The organism is Micromonospora sp. NPDC003197, from assembly GCF_053590565.1.
On record NZ_JBSFTE010000003.1, the window covers coordinates 229,392 to 243,054 of the forward strand.

Sequence of the window (13,663 nt, forward strand, 5' to 3'; positions counted from 1 at the left end):
CGCTTAGCAGGGTGATCCGCTCTGCGCCCTGGGACAACATGGCCATTTGCCCGCCTCGCTTCGCTCCGTGCGGCCATATGGACCGCGCCACGCCGAGCCTGACGACTCGCCCACCGGGTTGCCTCATGCCAGCAGCTCCTCCCGGATCCGGATTCCGGTCGCGACCAGTCGAGGGTCGCGTTGCTCCGTGGCCGGCTCGCGGTTGCGTCGCCAGTCGGTCAGTGCGGTACGGATGACCACGCGGGCCGGCCGGTCGGGGTCGACGTGGCGGAAGATGAAGGATGTCGTGACGATCGCCAGCGCGATCTCCCAGGCCGGGAACAGCTCGACGTTGAGCGTGAACAGCCAGTGGATGAACATGTAGAGCGGTACCAACACGATGAACAGCCCGTACTGCGCGTAGGGCAGGTGGACTGGCAGCGTGTATCCGGGCGGGCCGAGGTAGACCAGACGGGCCCGATAGATGTCGTCGTCGGTGCGCAGCCGCATCTCGTGCCCCGCACCTATTCGAAGATCAGGTTGATGAGGTAGTCGCCGACGAAGAACAGCGTGGCGGCGCCGGCGATGAATGCGAGACCGACGATCGCGATCGCTGAGCTGGTCAGCACCTTGGAGATCTCACCGCGGCTGGCCCGGCCGATGAAGATGACGCCGAGGACGGCGAGCAGGATCGGTGCGACCTTGCTGGCGAAGAAGCCGACGATGTTCTCGGTGGCGATGCCCTTGGGGGCTGGCTCCGCTATGGGTACGAGCGCGAGCGTTTGGAGGGCGTGTGTGGCAGTCGTCCATGCCGTGTCCACGAACTCCATGGCGATCATTGCAACCTCCCCAAGGCGCGGCTGGCGTGGCCGCGGCACTGCAGTTGTCTGGCCCCTGACGGAAACACTGGGTCGGAAGCAGTGTCATTTGACCCTGCGTTTCCCGTCCGTCACGAAAGGTGACGCTTTCTGGGCGTTTTCTCCCGCTTCGGCCCATCTCCTCAAGCTTCGCCAACTGGATGTCATGCAAGTGCAAAGCGTACGGCGCGCCCTTGGATCGAACAAGCTACGAAGAGCGTCACTCGGTGGGGCCTTTCGGGTTGGCAATAGTACACCTGTTCTAGTCGATACGGCTGGCGTGCGGCTTAACGCCGGTAGGTAACGTCTAGCCGTGACTGATGTGCTGCGATCGGACTCTCCGGTCGTGATGGGCGTTCTCAACGTCACCCCCGACTCGTTCTCCGACGGCGGGCGGTGGGCCGACCTCGACTCGGCCGTACGGCACGGCGTACACCTGCGCCAGGACGGTGCCGACCTGGTCGATGTGGGCGGCGAATCCACCCGACCCGGGGCGGGTCGGGTGGATTCGGAGACCGAGTGTGCCCGGGTGCTGCCGGTGATCCGGGAGTTGGCGGCGGCGGGGGTGCCGATGAGCATCGACACCACCCGAGCCAGGGTGGCGGCGGCGGCGCTGGCCGCCGGGGCGACCGTCGTCAACGACGTCTCCGGCGGACTGGCCGATCCGGAAATGGCCCGAGTGGTGGCGGATGCGGGCTGCCCGTGGGTGCTTATGCACTGGCGCGGGCATGCCAAACAGATGCGGAGCCTGGCCAACTACTCGGACGTGGTCGCGGACGTACGCGTCGAACTGGCCCAGCGGATCGAGGAGGCGCTCACCGCCGGGGTCGCCGCCGATCGGATCGTCATCGACCCTGGACTCGGCTTCGCCAAACGTCCGGCCGACAACTGGCAGCTCACCGCCCGGCTGCCGGAGCTACTGACGCTCGGATACCCACTGCTCTTCGCGGCCAGTCGCAAGTCCTATCTGGGGGCGCTCCTCGCCGGGCCGGACGGTGCCGCCCGGCCGACCGACGAGCGGGAGGCGGCGACCATCGCCACCAGCGTGCTCGCGGTGGCTGCCGGGGCCTGGGGAGTACGCGTGCACGACGTACGCGCCACCCGGGACGCGCTCGCGGTCTGGCAGGCCAGCGGGCGGCCCCGGCTGGTGGGGGCCGAGAAGGAGACGGTCGAGAAAGGGACGGTCGGCAACGAGATGGTCGGCAACGAGGCAGCGGAGACGATTGTGGCCGAGGAGGTGGCTCGATGACCGACCGGATCGTGCTCACCGGCCTGCGGGCACGGGGTCGGCACGGGGTCTACGACTTCGAACGCGTCGAGGGGCAGGACTTCATCGTCGACGTGACGCTCGAACTGGACCTCGGCCCAGCGGCCCGCTCGGACGACGTGGCCGACACGGTCCACTACGGCGAACTCGCCGAGGAGCTGGTCGCCATCGTGACCGGGGAGCCGGTGAACCTCATCGAGACCCTGGCCGACCGGCTCGCCGCCGCCTGCCTGGCCGACCAGCGGGTGGCTGCGGCGACGGTGACCGTGCACAAACCACAGGCGCCGATTCCGCACGACTTCGCCGACGTGGCAGTGACCATGACCAGGCGGAGGTGAACCGATGACTCGGGCCGTGCTCTCGCTCGGCAGCAATCTTGGCGATCGGATCGCCCACCTACGCGAGGCCGTTACCGCGCTGCAGGACGTACTTCTGGTCTCCTCCGGGGTCTATGAGACGCCGCCGTGGGGGGATGCGGACCAGCCGGCGTACCTGAACGCGGTGTTGTTGGTGGACGATCCGGCCGCCACCGCTCGGGACTGGCTGGACCGGGCCCGGGCGATCGAGGGGACGGCCGGGCGGGTCCGTGACCCGGACCGTCGGTTCGGGCCGCGCAGCCTGGACGTCGACGTGATCGCGGTCTGGGACGCCGCTGGCGAGCCGGTGTTCAGTGACGACCCGGAACTGACCCTGCCGCACCCCCGGGCCCACCTGCGGGCGTTCGTGCTGCGCCCGTGGATCGACATTCAGCCGTACGGGGAACTGCCCGGTCACGGCTGGCTGACCGATCTGCTGAACACCGAGCCGTTGGCGGCGGACGCGCTGGACCTGCGCCCCCGGACGGATCTGCGGTTAGAGTCGACTGGATGAGCGAGCGACCGACCCCACCACGTGGCCCGGCACCGGAGCGTCCCCGGATGGGACCTACCCGTCCGGCCACCCTGGTGGTGTTCGGGCTGGGCGCGGCCGCCCTGGCCTGGTTACTGATCAGCGCCTTCTACCGGTACATCCCCGGACTGCCGTGGCTGCCGGCGGCGACGATCGCCGGGCTCGCCGCCCTGGAGGCGTACGTCGCGGCGAACACCCGCGCCCGGATCCACCGCCGGCCCGGTCGAGACCCGGTCGACCCGCTCGCCGTGGCCCGGTTCGTGGTGCTGGCCAAGGCGTCCTCCCTGGCCGGCGCCATCTTCGCCGGCTTCTACGCCGGTTTCACCGGTTGGTTGGTCGTCGAGCCGACCCGGGCGGCCGCGAACGACGTACCGGCGGCCAGCGCGGGTCTGATCGCGTCCCTGGCCCTGGTTGCGGCGGCGCTCTGGCTGGAACGGTCCTGCCGGGTGCCCGAGCCGCCGGACGAGGAGAAGAAGCCGGAGGACCGGCGCGCATAGCGCGGACGGGAAGCTTCCCCGGCACAAGGGGTTACGCGCAGACATAGACGCGAGTACCGTGCCTGCGACCGGGTCAATCCGAATCACTTCCGGATTGGGCGCCGGGCGAGTTCGGCCGGGTCGGGTCCCGCACCACGCCGCGAGACCTCGTTTGTCGGCCGACCGACCAGGGAGGCGTGCGGGATGGCATACGACGATCCGATCTACCGGCCGCAGGACCCCGACCACGCGGAACGGTTCGGCGCGGCGGCTCGGCACCGGGCATCGGCCCCGGACGCCGTACCCGAAGCGAGCGGGCCTGCGGCGGACACCTGCGAGCCGGCGTCGGCCGCATCGGGCCGGGACCGGATCGCCGTCCACGTGGCCTGGGAGACGGTGTTGCTCGTCGCGGTGGCGGTGGTGGCCTATCTGCTCTACCGCGACCATCCGGCGGCGGTACGCGGTGCCGAGTTGGACTCCCTGTTGGTCTTCGGGGCGGCCCTCGGCCTGCTCGTTCTCGGTGCCGGCCTGAGTTTGCGGGCCAGCGCCCCCAACCTCGCGGTAGGTCCGGTGGCGATCGCGTCGGCGCTGCACCTGGCCGAGAACGGCGACCGGGGTGTGCTGCCGGCGATGCTGCCGGCCGTGGTTGCGGTGGTGGCGACCGGCCTGGTGGTGGCGATCCTGGTGGTGGGTCTGCATGTGCCGGGCTGGGCGGCCAGTCTCGCCGCCGGGATGGGGGCCATCGTCTTCATCCAGCAGCGTTCCGGCCCGGTGGACGTGCAGGGCGACTTCGATCCGACCCAGGCTTCCATCTATCTGTTCGGTGGTTTTGTGGCCCTGGCGGTGCTGGGGGGTGTCTTCGGCAGTATCGGGGCGGTCCGCCGCGTGGTTGGCCGATTTCGGCCGGTCGGCGACCCGGCTCAGCGTGCGGGTGGGCTTGCTGCGTTGTTCACGGGGACGGCGATCGTCGTGTCGATGCTCTTCGCGATGACCGCCGGTGCCCTGCTCGGCACCGGCGGGGACGGTTCGGTGGCTCCGACGCCGGGAATCGAGTGGACCGGTCTGGCCCTGGGTATCGCCCTGTTCGGCGGTACCAGCGCCTTCGGCCGCCGAGGTGGCGTCCTCGGCACGATTCTCGGGGTCGTGCTGGTCACCCTGCTCGGCGCTTATGCCGATGGGCAGGGGTGGGACGTCTCGCCCTACGCGGTAGCGGGGGGCGCGTTGGCTGCCGGTCTCGTGGTGACCCGGCTGGTGGAGTCCTACGGCCGCCCTCGGTCGGCTGTCGTCGTGTCCGCCCCACCGGTGGTCGGAGCTGACGACCGGGACGACCGAGGGTGGGGGACCTATCCCACGGAACGACCGGATTCCTGGTCCGCCGTGTTACCCGCGCAACCGGTCGGGAGCCGGGACGAGTCGTGGCGTACCGACCGATGGGACACGACGGACCGGTGACCGATCGTCCCGGTCACCGCCACTCGGGCACCCACGCCGTCGGTCTGCGTGCGCGATCGTCGGCCCGGGTACGCCGTCGGCCCGTGCGTACCGTCGCGGCCGCCAGCGGATCCCACGAGCATGCCCTAGGCTCAGCATCATGACCGAATCGTCAGCCGATCGTCCGGCCGGTACCAGTTTTGCCGAGCTGGACGCGCTGCCCACTGAGGAGCTTCGGGAGCGGGCCTTCGAGTTGGCCCGGGAGCGTCGTGATGTGGGCTTCTTCTGGGAGCTGCTCCAGCATCTGCCCAACGCGGACGAGGCCGAGGCGTTGGACGGTGCGCCCAATTCGGTCGGGCCGACCATCGACGAGGCCGTGGCGCTCTGGCGCGAACTCACCGGCCACGGGTACGAGGAGAACGAGCCCCTGCTGCGCGCCGCCTTCATCGACTATCTGATGAAGCACTGACGAGTCGCTCCGCGACTCTCTCGACGGACCCGTCGATGGATCCGATCGCCCCGGTGTCGGTGCCGGTGCGGCGGGGCGAATCGGGCATATGCCCGCGTGTCGATCGAACAGGTTTACTGAGCGGAGTCGGCCGGGCAATAGCTCAGGCATGGCTCTCACCAACCGCTATCGAACAGCAACGGGTGCGGGCACCTTGGCCGCCCTCCTCCTAGTGCTGATCTTCGGTAGTCCCTGGTACAACGACTGGGCGCAGCGCAACGCTGACGCCGGCACGGCTGGTGGCTGGTTCCTGCGGCTGCTGGCCTGGCCCGCCTGGCGGTTCGACTCCGACGACTCGGTCCAGAACGTACTGGCCACCGACCTGAAGGCCATTCTGGTCGTCGTACTGACCGCCCTCTTCCTCACCCTGCTTCCCGGCTCGCAACTGGCCCGAGCGAGGGGCACACTCAGCCAGCTCTTCGCCGGCTGGGCCGCGTACGTCTTCGCCGGTGCCTTCGCGGCGCTACTCACCACCCTGATCCAGACCGACCCGTCGCTGCTGGGCGCGTTCCAGGCCGCTGGCGACGGTGCCGGGTACGGCTTGTTCGTCGGCTGGATCGTCGGCATCGCCACGTTGGGCGGCCGACGGGGAACCCACTAGACCTTCCTCCCCCGCCACGCGCGGCCGGATCTGTCCTCCCCGGGTCCGGCCGCGCGTTGGCGTCCGCGCCCAAGCAGGTCGCGTCGCCGACAGTCGGATCCTTGATGCCACCCGTTGGCGCAGTAGCGGTCAGCCGGGTGGCGTTCGCGGGACCGTCGGTCAGCCGTTCTGGTCGGCGGGGTAGTCGATGGTGAGGATGCGGTGCCTGGTCAGCAGTCCCACCGGCCGGTCACCCTCGACGACCCGGGCCTGGTCGGCGTTGGTGACGAGCAACCGGGCGAGCGCGTCGTAGAGCGAGCTGCCCAGGGCCACGGTGGGTAGTTGCGCATCGCCATCGGTTGCCGGGAGCGGATCCAACAGCTCCGTGGTGACCGGAGTGACGGCGAGTCGTCGGATGCCCCGGTCGGCTCCGACGAATTCCCGTACGAACGGCGTCGCAGGTTCGCCGAGCAGGGTGGATGGTGCCGCGTACTGCTCCAACCGGCCGCCCTGGGAGAGCACCGCGATCCGGTCACCGAGGCGTACCGCCTCGTCCAGGTCGTGGGTGACCAGCACGATGGTCTTGCGTACCTCTGCCTGCAAGCGGAGGAACTCCTCCTGGAGCCGGGTACGGGCGATCGGGTCCACCGCCGAGAACGGCTCGTCCATCAGCAGTACGACCGGATCGGCCGCCAGTGCCCGGGCCACGCCGACCCGCTGCCGCTGGCCGCCGGAGAGCTCGTGCGGATAGCGTCCGCCGTACCGGCTGGGGTCCAGACCCACCAGGTCGAGCAGTTCGTCGGAGCGGCTCTTGATCCGGGTCCGGGACCAGCCGAGCAGGCGAGGTACGGTGCCGACGTTCGCGCTGATCGTCTGATGTGGGAAGAGTCCCACGTTCTGGATCACGTAGCCGATGCGTCGGCGTAGCTGGACCGGATCGACCCGGGTGACGTCCTCGCCGTCCAGCAGGATCCGGCCGGCGGTTGGCTCGATGAGCCGGTTGACCATTCGGAGCACGGTGGACTTGCCGCAGCCGGAGGGGCCGATGAGCACCGCCAGTTCACCAGCGGAGATGTCCAGGCTCAGCTCGTCGACTGCCACCGTCCCGTCGGGATACTCCTTGCGTACCCCGGCCAGGCTGATCGCCGCGGCACTGGTCGGCAGCCCGCCGGGTACGGCGGAGGTGTCGTTGCTACGGGTAACGTCCACGTATGTCCTTCCGCCTGGTCTACCGGGAAGACCCGGGAAACCCGTGGTTCTCCTGGCAATACCTGCGGGACAACTCGGAGACCATCATCGACGCGTTGCAGGAGCACATCCTGCTCACCGGACAGGCGGTGGCGATCGCCGCGGTGGTGGCGATCCCGCTGGCCGTGCTGGCGTACTGGTTCCGGCCGCTCACCGGTCCGATTCTCGCACTATCCGGGGTGCTCTACACGATCCCGTCGCTGGCCCTGCTCGCCTTCGTCGCCCCGTACGTGGGCACCACCAATCCCGCATCGGTGCTGATCGCGTTGGTGCTCTACGCGTTGCTACTGGTGATCCGTAACACCCTGGCCGGGCTGAATCAGGTGCCGGCGGAGGCCCGGGACGCGGCGCAGGGAATGGGGTACGGCAGGTTCGGCCAGCTGCTCCGGATCGACCTGCCGCTGGCCCTGCCCGGCATCATCACCGGTATCCGACTCGCCACCGTCTCCACCGTGGCCCTGGTCACGGTCGGTGCGCTTATCGGGTACGGCGGCCTCGGCGACCTGATCCTGACCGGCTTCCGGAACAACTTCTACAAGGCGGAGATCGTCACCGGCACGATCCTCTCCGTGGGGCTGGCCCTGGTGCTCGACCTCGTGCTGGCCGGGGTGGGGCGGCTGTTGACCCCATGGCTCTCCCGCCGGGCCGTCCGATGACCACGGATGTTTGTGTGGGCCGTCCGATGACCGCCATCGCCGAAGCGGCCGTAAGCCCGAGGAGCGAGCAGCGATGAATCCGATCGAGCAGGCGCTGGTGTGGTTCAACGACCCGTTGAACTGGACCAACCCGGGCGGGATTCTCGACCGGCTCGGCGAGCACCTGGTCATCTCGGCGGCGGCGGTGGCGCTCGGCTGCCTGGTGGCCTGGCCGATCGGTCTGTGGTTGGGGCACATTGGCCGGGGCGGTGGCCTGGTCGTGTTGATCTCCAATTTGACCCTGGCCATCCCCACCATCGCGCTGCTGACCATCCTGCCGTTGACCTTCCTCGGGTTCGGTCAGCCACCGGTGATCATCGCGCTGGCGGTGTTCGCGGTGCCCCCGTTACTGGCGAACGCGTACACCGGGGTGCGTCAGGTCGATCCGGAGACCCGGGACGCGGCCCGAGGGATGGGCCTCTCCGGTGGGCAGTTGCTGCGCCGGGTGGAGCTGCCGTTGGCGGTGCCCTACCTTGCCGCCGGGTTCCGTACCGCCGCGGTGCAGGTGGTGGCGACCGCGGCACTGGCCTCCTTCGTCAACGGCGGTGGCCTGGGACAGATCATCAGCGCCGGGTTCGGGCTGGGCATCTCGGTAGGTGGTGGTCAGATCCTGGCCGGCGGGGTGCTGGTTGCCCTGCTAGCGCTCCTGGTCGAGCTGCTTCTGGCGTTCGTCGAGCGAGTGATCACTCCGCGCCCGTTGCGGCGTACCCGGACCACCGCCCGCGCCGACCAGCGGGCGGCAGACGCGGTGACCGGCCGGTAACCGGGCCAACCCCACCTGGTCGGTAACCGGGCCAGCGGCGGCTGGGCTAACTACTCGAACTGGCTGATCCAGCCACTGAGCCTGGTTTCCCCCGATCGGGTCGGTACGGCCGATTTTAGTGACGATCTGGTGACAACCTGGCGCTACGGTGGCGGCCTCGCCCGTGAGGATGTTTCGTGGAAGTCGCGGGCGTTTCTCGCGTTACGGCGCCCGTCGGACACGCGGCCGGCCCAGAGTGGGTCGCGCCGGGACACGGGAGGCGGGCGATCATGCGCGCGAGAACACGTTTGGTGATAGGTGCGGTGGGTGCCCTCGCTGCCGCAGGATTCCTTACCGGCTGTGGGGACGCCGGTTCTTCGGGCACTCAGGCTCCGGACACCGAGGCGGCCGGTGCCGGCTGTGCTCCGGTGGCCGGCAGCCAGCTCGTCGTCCTCGCCGACGACAAGAAGCTCCAGAACGCCGACAACATCATCCCGGCGATCAATGCCAAGGCCGCCACCCCGGCACTGATCGCGGCACTCGACAAGGTCTCCGCCGCGCTCGACACCGAGAAAATGATCAAGCTCAACAAGGCGGTCGACCTTGACCGTAAGACCCCCAAGGTCGCCGCCGAGGAGTTCGCCGCCGCCAACAACCTGACCGCCGGCCTCGCCAAGGGGCCGGGTGGGTCGATCGTCGTCGGGGCGGCCAACTTCAAGGAGAGCCAGATCCTCGGCGACCTGTATCGGATCGTGCTCACCGCCGCTGGCTACCAGGTCGAGGTCCAGCAGATCGGCAACCGCGAGCTGTACGCCCAGGCGCTGGAGAAGGGCGAGGTCCAGGTGGTGCCGGAGTACGCCGCCACGATGGCGGACTTCCTCAACGGCAAGCTCAACGGGGCCAACGCACCGGCGGTCTCCGACCCGGACGTGGACAAGACCGTGACCGGCCTCCGGACTTTGGGTGAGAAGAGCGGCCTCGTCTTCGGTGCCCCGTCCGCAGCACAGACCCAGAACGCCTTCGCGGTGACCCGGGAGTTCGCCGACAAGTACGGCGTACGGACGCTCTCGGAACTGGCTGAGAAGTGCTCGGGCAAGGCCACGGTTCTCGCTGGCCCGCCGGAATGCCCGCAGCGACCCAAGTGCCAGGCCGGGTTGGTCCAGGTCTACAACTTCAAGGCCGGTGAGTTCAGCTCCCTCGATGCGGGCGGCCCGCAGACCCAGTCGGCCCTGAAGACGGGCAAGGCCAGTGTTGGCCTGGTCTTCTCCACGGACGGCACCCTCGCCACGAGCTGAGGATTCGTCGGGTCGGCCGCTGGTGGTCGGCCCAACGAACGCGACCCACACGCGGCCGGCACCACGACATGGTGCCGGCCGCGTTTCGCGTCTTTTAGGAACTGTGGGTAGGCTTCACTGCCATGCCTTCCCCGGAAGCCATCAAGAAGCCGCGTCGGAAACCACTGCTCACCATGCTCTTCTGGGCCGGTGTCGGGCTAGCCCCGATTGCGGCGTTGTTGCTGCTGGTGGGGGATGGCAATGCGGTGTTGCGGATCGCCGCCGTGCTGGCCATCCTCACTGTCGTACTGATCGGTCTGTCGATTGCGTTGCGACCGTCAACAGATGCGTTGCGTGACGAACTTGAGGAACTGGTCTTCGACGAGATCGACGAACTGCGGGAAGGTCTCCGTAAGGACATCGAGACCGCAGCCCGTGCGACGCACAAGGCGTTCGGCGAGAAGCTACAGGTCCTCTACCAGAGCGTCGAAGCGGGACGGGGGGCACCCGACCCGGCCCGACTCGGTCGAGTGGAGCCGGCGACCGGTGCGGTCACCGGACCGTCCCGGACCGGCCGGCGGGCCGCTGCTCCAGACCCGGTGCCGAGGCAGCAGGTGCCCGCTGCGGCGGTCCGACCCGCCGGAAGCGCCCCGGCCGCCGCTCGGCAGACCGCTGCCGGGCCGCCCGAACCCGACACCGGCAATGTTTACGGCAGCAACGTCTATGGCGGCCGGGGGCAGCGTCATGGCGCCGACGAGGACTGGTCCGAATCGCCGTCCCGAGGCCGGCGCCCCGCCGGTCCCGACGAGAGTTCCTGGACCGACCAGCGCGCCGAGGATCGGCAGGGCGCTACCGGACCGGGCCGGTACGGAGCCGACGAGGGCTCTGCCGACGAGGACGGCTACTGGTCCAGCCTGCGCTCCGACGGGCACCGGACAGGTGGCCACCGGGCAGCGGCCGAGCCGAGTGGGCCGGCCGGGCCACGGCCACCGACCTGGGACGGGCCGGATCGGGATCCGCTCCGTTCCCGCCATGCCGGCGGCGACGAAGCGTACGGCTATCCGCCGCTGGACGACGTACCTCGGGCCGGTGGTGCCCGCCGGGCTGAGGGCGGACCCGTCGCCGATCGGAGCCAGGGCTCTCCGGACGACCCCCGTTGGCGCTGACCGGCGCGGTTTGCTGCGCCGGTCAGCCCGGGCGGCTACCTGTCGATGCCGCCTACTTGTCGATGTCGCCGACGACGAAGAACATCGAACCGAGGATGGCGATCAGATCCGGCACCAGGCAGCCCGGCAGCAGCGTGGCGAGCGCCTGCACATTGGCGTACGACGCGGTGCGCAGCTTCAGCCGCCACGGGGTCTTCTCCCCCCGGGAGACCAGGTAGTAGCCGTTGATGCCGAGTGGATTCTCGGTCCACGCGTAGGTGTGCCCCTCCGGGGCCTTCACCACCTTCGGCAGGCGGACGTTCACCGGGCCGGTCAGCTGGTCCACCTGATCGAGGCACTGTTCGGCCAGGTCGAGCGAGACGTACACCTGGTCGAGCAGCACCTCGAACCGGGCGTGGCAGTCGCCGGTCGTCCGGGTCACCAGCGGCACGTCGAGCGACCCGTACGCCAGATAGGGGTCGTCCCGGCGCAGGTCGAGGTCGAGACCGGAGGCGCGACCGACCGGGCCGGAGGCTCCGAACGCGGCGGCCTGCTCGGCGGTGAGCACCCCCACCCCGACGGTACGGGCCAGGAAGATCTCGTTACGCCGGATCACATTGTCCAGGTCCGGCATCCGCCGACGGACCTCGCCGATCGCCTCCCGGGCCCGGCGGGTCCACCCGGCCGGGACCTCCTCCTTGAGCCCACCGATCCGGTTGAACATGTAGTGGATTCGGCCCCCGCTGGCCTCCTCCATCACCGCCTGGAGCGTTTCGCGCTCGCGGAACGCGTAGAACATCGGCGTGATCGCGCCGATCTCCATGGGGTAGGAGCCGAGGAACATCAGGTGGTTGAGCACCCGGTTGAGTTCGGCCAGCGCGGTACGTAGCCAGATCGCCCGCTCCGGCACCTCGATGCCCATCAGCCGCTCGACGGCGAGCACCACGCCCAGCTCGTTGGAGAAGGCGGAGAGCCAGTCGTGCCGGTTGGCCAGCACGATGATCTGCCGGTAGTCGCGTACCTCGAAGAGTTTCTCCGCGCCCCGGTGCATGTAGCCGACGATGGGCTCGCAGGAGACCACCCGTTCGCCGTCCAGCACCAGCTTGAGTCGGAGTACCCCGTGCGTGGACGGGTGCTGCGGCCCGATGTTGAGCACCATGTCGGTGCCGAGCTGCTGCCGGTCGTCGGAGATACCGGCGACCAGGCCCGCTCCGGTGCCGACGGTCAACTCGCGCAGCGCTCCGGTCTCGGTGGTCATGCCCGCCATCGTGCCATGAGCGCCACCGGGTCCACACCGACCGGCTGGAGCAGCCACCAGTGGCCGCCGAGGCCGGTCGGGTCGGTCAGTTCGGCCACCGCCGAGGCGGCGGCCAGCGCCCGGACGTACCCGACCGGGTCGGTGCTGGCCAGCGCCAGCGGGGGGCGTCCGCCGTCCGCCCCGAGCGCCCGCAGCGCCTCCCCCTGGGTGAGCAGCGTGTACGGCAGCCCAGCCGGCACCGAGCCGGCCGCCGCCACCGAGTCGATGGCGACGTGTGCGGTGATGTCCCGGGACCCGTCCGGGATCGGCGGCACCTGACGGCCGGCGAGGAACCCGGTGAGACTCCCGGCCGTCGGCCGATTCCTGGCCAGGTGGCCGTAGTCGACGCAGAGCGCCAGCCCCCGGTCGATCCGGGCCACCGCCCCGGCCCAGGCGATGTCCCGGGACAGGCCCAGCTCGGCTCGCCCGCCCGGCGCCTCCGGCCACCAGGTGGCCAGCCACTCGGCCTCGGCCGGATGATCGATAGCCGGCCCCGGCGACTCGGTACCGGTCATCGGATCGACCATGATCCGTTGCCAGCCGGCGGTCCCGGTCCCGCCTGCTACCGGGCCGGTCTTGCTCACCGCCGGGCCGGTATTGCCTGCTACCGGGCCGGTCGGCGCGGCCGGGTTCGACTCCGGCGGTACGGGTTCGACCACGTCAAGGGGCACGTTGTCCAGCCACTCGGTGGCGAGCAACAGACCGGTCACCCCGTCGGGCGGGACATCGCACCACTCGATCTCCGCCGGCAGCGTCCCCGGTCTGGGGGCGAGTTCCACGGCGGTCAGCCGGAGCCGGCGGCGCAGCCCGGGCGGGGCGTAACCAGCCAGAGCGGTGAGCAGCTCACCCCGACCCGCGCCGACGTCGACCACATCCAGCCGGTCGGGCCGACCAAGCGTCTCGTCCAGCTGGTCGAGCAGCCGGATAACCGCCATCGCGAAGGCGGGGGAGGCGTGCACACTGGTCCGGAAGTGTGCCGCCGGTCCGGCACCGGTAACGAAGAAGCCATCCGGTCCGTACAGTGCGGCGGCCATCGCATTCCGCCAGGTGAGGGGCATCACCAGAGGCTACGGGTTGTCCGTCGACGCCGGGCGGCCTCCAGGCCGGCGGCGGACCCGTACCGGTGGTGAAGGTTTTCACACATCCTTGTCTGGCCTCCGCGCGCGCGGCGCATACTTGCGATCGACCGGTACCCACTCCCGAGGACTGGATCATCGTCATGAACGCACCGCTGCGTCCGCTTTCGGCTGGCCCCAGCGGGGCCGCCGCATCGGCC

The 13,663-nt window shown here is 69.7% G+C and carries 16 protein-coding genes; 11 read left to right on the plus strand and 5 right to left on the minus strand.

Annotation, left to right across the window (positions count from 1 at the left end):
• Positions 1-123: 123 nt before the first annotated feature.
• The gene (locus ACWDV4_RS05065; RefSeq protein WP_449974960.1) at positions 124-489 is read right to left on the minus strand and encodes a hypothetical protein; all 366 of its coding nucleotides are present in this window, start codon (positions 487-489) and stop codon (positions 124-126) included.
• Between the two features lie 14 nt (positions 490-503).
• Positions 504-818, minus strand: coding sequence for a hypothetical protein (locus tag ACWDV4_RS05070; RefSeq protein WP_449974961.1), 315 nt, complete (start codon positions 816-818; stop codon positions 504-506).
• 367 nt (positions 819-1,185) lie between these two features.
• On the opposite strand from ACWDV4_RS05070, the gene folP reads away from it, so the two are divergent.
• The 7 genes from folP to ACWDV4_RS05105 all read left to right on the plus strand — a co-directional run bounded on the left by folP (position 1,186) and on the right by ACWDV4_RS05105 (position 6,007).
• The gene (gene folP / locus ACWDV4_RS05075) at positions 1,186-2,085 is read left to right on the plus strand and encodes a dihydropteroate synthase (protein ID WP_449975150.1); all 900 of its coding nucleotides are present in this window, start codon (positions 1,186-1,188) and stop codon (positions 2,083-2,085) included.
• Complete coding sequence (gene folB / locus ACWDV4_RS05080; RefSeq protein ID WP_449974962.1) at positions 2,082-2,441, plus strand: dihydroneopterin aldolase; 360 nt, start codon at positions 2,082-2,084, stop codon at positions 2,439-2,441. The genes folP and folB overlap by 4 nt, the downstream gene beginning before the upstream one ends.
• 4 nt (positions 2,442-2,445) lie before the next feature.
• Complete coding sequence (gene folK, locus ACWDV4_RS05085; protein ID WP_449974963.1) at positions 2,446-2,973, plus strand: 2-amino-4-hydroxy-6-hydroxymethyldihydropteridine diphosphokinase; 528 nt, start codon at positions 2,446-2,448, stop codon at positions 2,971-2,973.
• A 47-nt stretch (positions 2,974-3,020) separates the two neighbouring features.
• Positions 3,021-3,488 (plus strand): DUF3180 domain-containing protein, encoded by a 468-nt coding sequence (locus tag ACWDV4_RS05090; RefSeq protein ID WP_449975152.1) that lies wholly within the window; start codon positions 3,021-3,023, stop codon positions 3,486-3,488.
• Positions 3,489-3,671: 183 nt separating this feature from the next.
• Complete coding sequence (locus ACWDV4_RS05095; RefSeq protein ID WP_449974965.1) at positions 3,672-4,919, plus strand: ABC transporter permease; 1,248 nt, start codon at positions 3,672-3,674, stop codon at positions 4,917-4,919.
• 139 nt (positions 4,920-5,058) lie between these two features.
• Positions 5,059-5,367: a hypothetical protein gene (locus tag ACWDV4_RS05100; RefSeq protein ID WP_449974966.1), complete on the plus strand. Its 309-nt coding sequence runs from the start codon at positions 5,059-5,061 to the stop codon at positions 5,365-5,367.
• Positions 5,368-5,515: 148 nt separating this feature from the next.
• Positions 5,516-6,007, plus strand: a complete 492-nt coding sequence (locus ACWDV4_RS05105) for a hypothetical protein (RefSeq protein WP_449974968.1) — start codon at positions 5,516-5,518, stop codon at positions 6,005-6,007.
• A gap of 159 nt (positions 6,008-6,166) precedes the next feature.
• Here ACWDV4_RS05105 and ACWDV4_RS05110 read toward each other — a convergent pair whose 3' ends face one another.
• The gene (locus ACWDV4_RS05110) at positions 6,167-7,195 is read right to left on the minus strand and encodes an ABC transporter ATP-binding protein (protein ID WP_449974969.1); all 1,029 of its coding nucleotides are present in this window, start codon (positions 7,193-7,195) and stop codon (positions 6,167-6,169) included.
• 2 nt (positions 7,196-7,197) lie between these two features.
• Between ACWDV4_RS05110 and ACWDV4_RS05115 the strand changes: the two genes are divergently transcribed.
• From ACWDV4_RS05115 to ACWDV4_RS05130, 4 genes are all read left to right on the plus strand, one after another.
• Positions 7,198-7,890 (plus strand): ABC transporter permease, encoded by a 693-nt coding sequence (locus ACWDV4_RS05115; RefSeq protein WP_449974970.1) that lies wholly within the window; start codon positions 7,198-7,200, stop codon positions 7,888-7,890.
• Positions 7,891-7,963: 73 nt separating this feature from the next.
• On the plus strand, positions 7,964-8,692 hold the full coding sequence (locus ACWDV4_RS05120; RefSeq protein WP_449974972.1) for an ABC transporter permease: 729 nt from the start codon (positions 7,964-7,966) through the stop codon (positions 8,690-8,692).
• Between the two features lie 269 nt (positions 8,693-8,961).
• Positions 8,962-9,966: a glycine betaine ABC transporter substrate-binding protein gene (locus tag ACWDV4_RS05125; RefSeq protein WP_449974973.1), complete on the plus strand. Its 1,005-nt coding sequence runs from the start codon at positions 8,962-8,964 to the stop codon at positions 9,964-9,966.
• Positions 9,967-10,088: 122 nt separating this feature from the next.
• Positions 10,089-11,111: a hypothetical protein gene (locus tag ACWDV4_RS05130; RefSeq protein ID WP_449974974.1), complete on the plus strand. Its 1,023-nt coding sequence runs from the start codon at positions 10,089-10,091 to the stop codon at positions 11,109-11,111.
• A 52-nt stretch (positions 11,112-11,163) separates the two neighbouring features.
• On the opposite strand, the gene ACWDV4_RS05135 is transcribed toward ACWDV4_RS05130, so the two are convergent.
• Together ACWDV4_RS05135 and ACWDV4_RS05140 are read right to left on the minus strand one after the other, a co-directional pair.
• On the minus strand, positions 11,164-12,357 hold the full coding sequence (locus ACWDV4_RS05135) for an NADH-quinone oxidoreductase subunit D (protein ID WP_449974976.1): 1,194 nt from the start codon (positions 12,355-12,357) through the stop codon (positions 11,164-11,166).
• Positions 12,345-13,445 (minus strand): SAM-dependent methyltransferase, encoded by a 1,101-nt coding sequence (locus ACWDV4_RS05140; RefSeq protein WP_449974978.1) that lies wholly within the window; start codon positions 13,443-13,445, stop codon positions 12,345-12,347. The genes ACWDV4_RS05135 and ACWDV4_RS05140 overlap by 13 nt, the downstream gene beginning before the upstream one ends.
• Between the last annotated feature and the right edge of the window lie 218 nt (positions 13,446-13,663).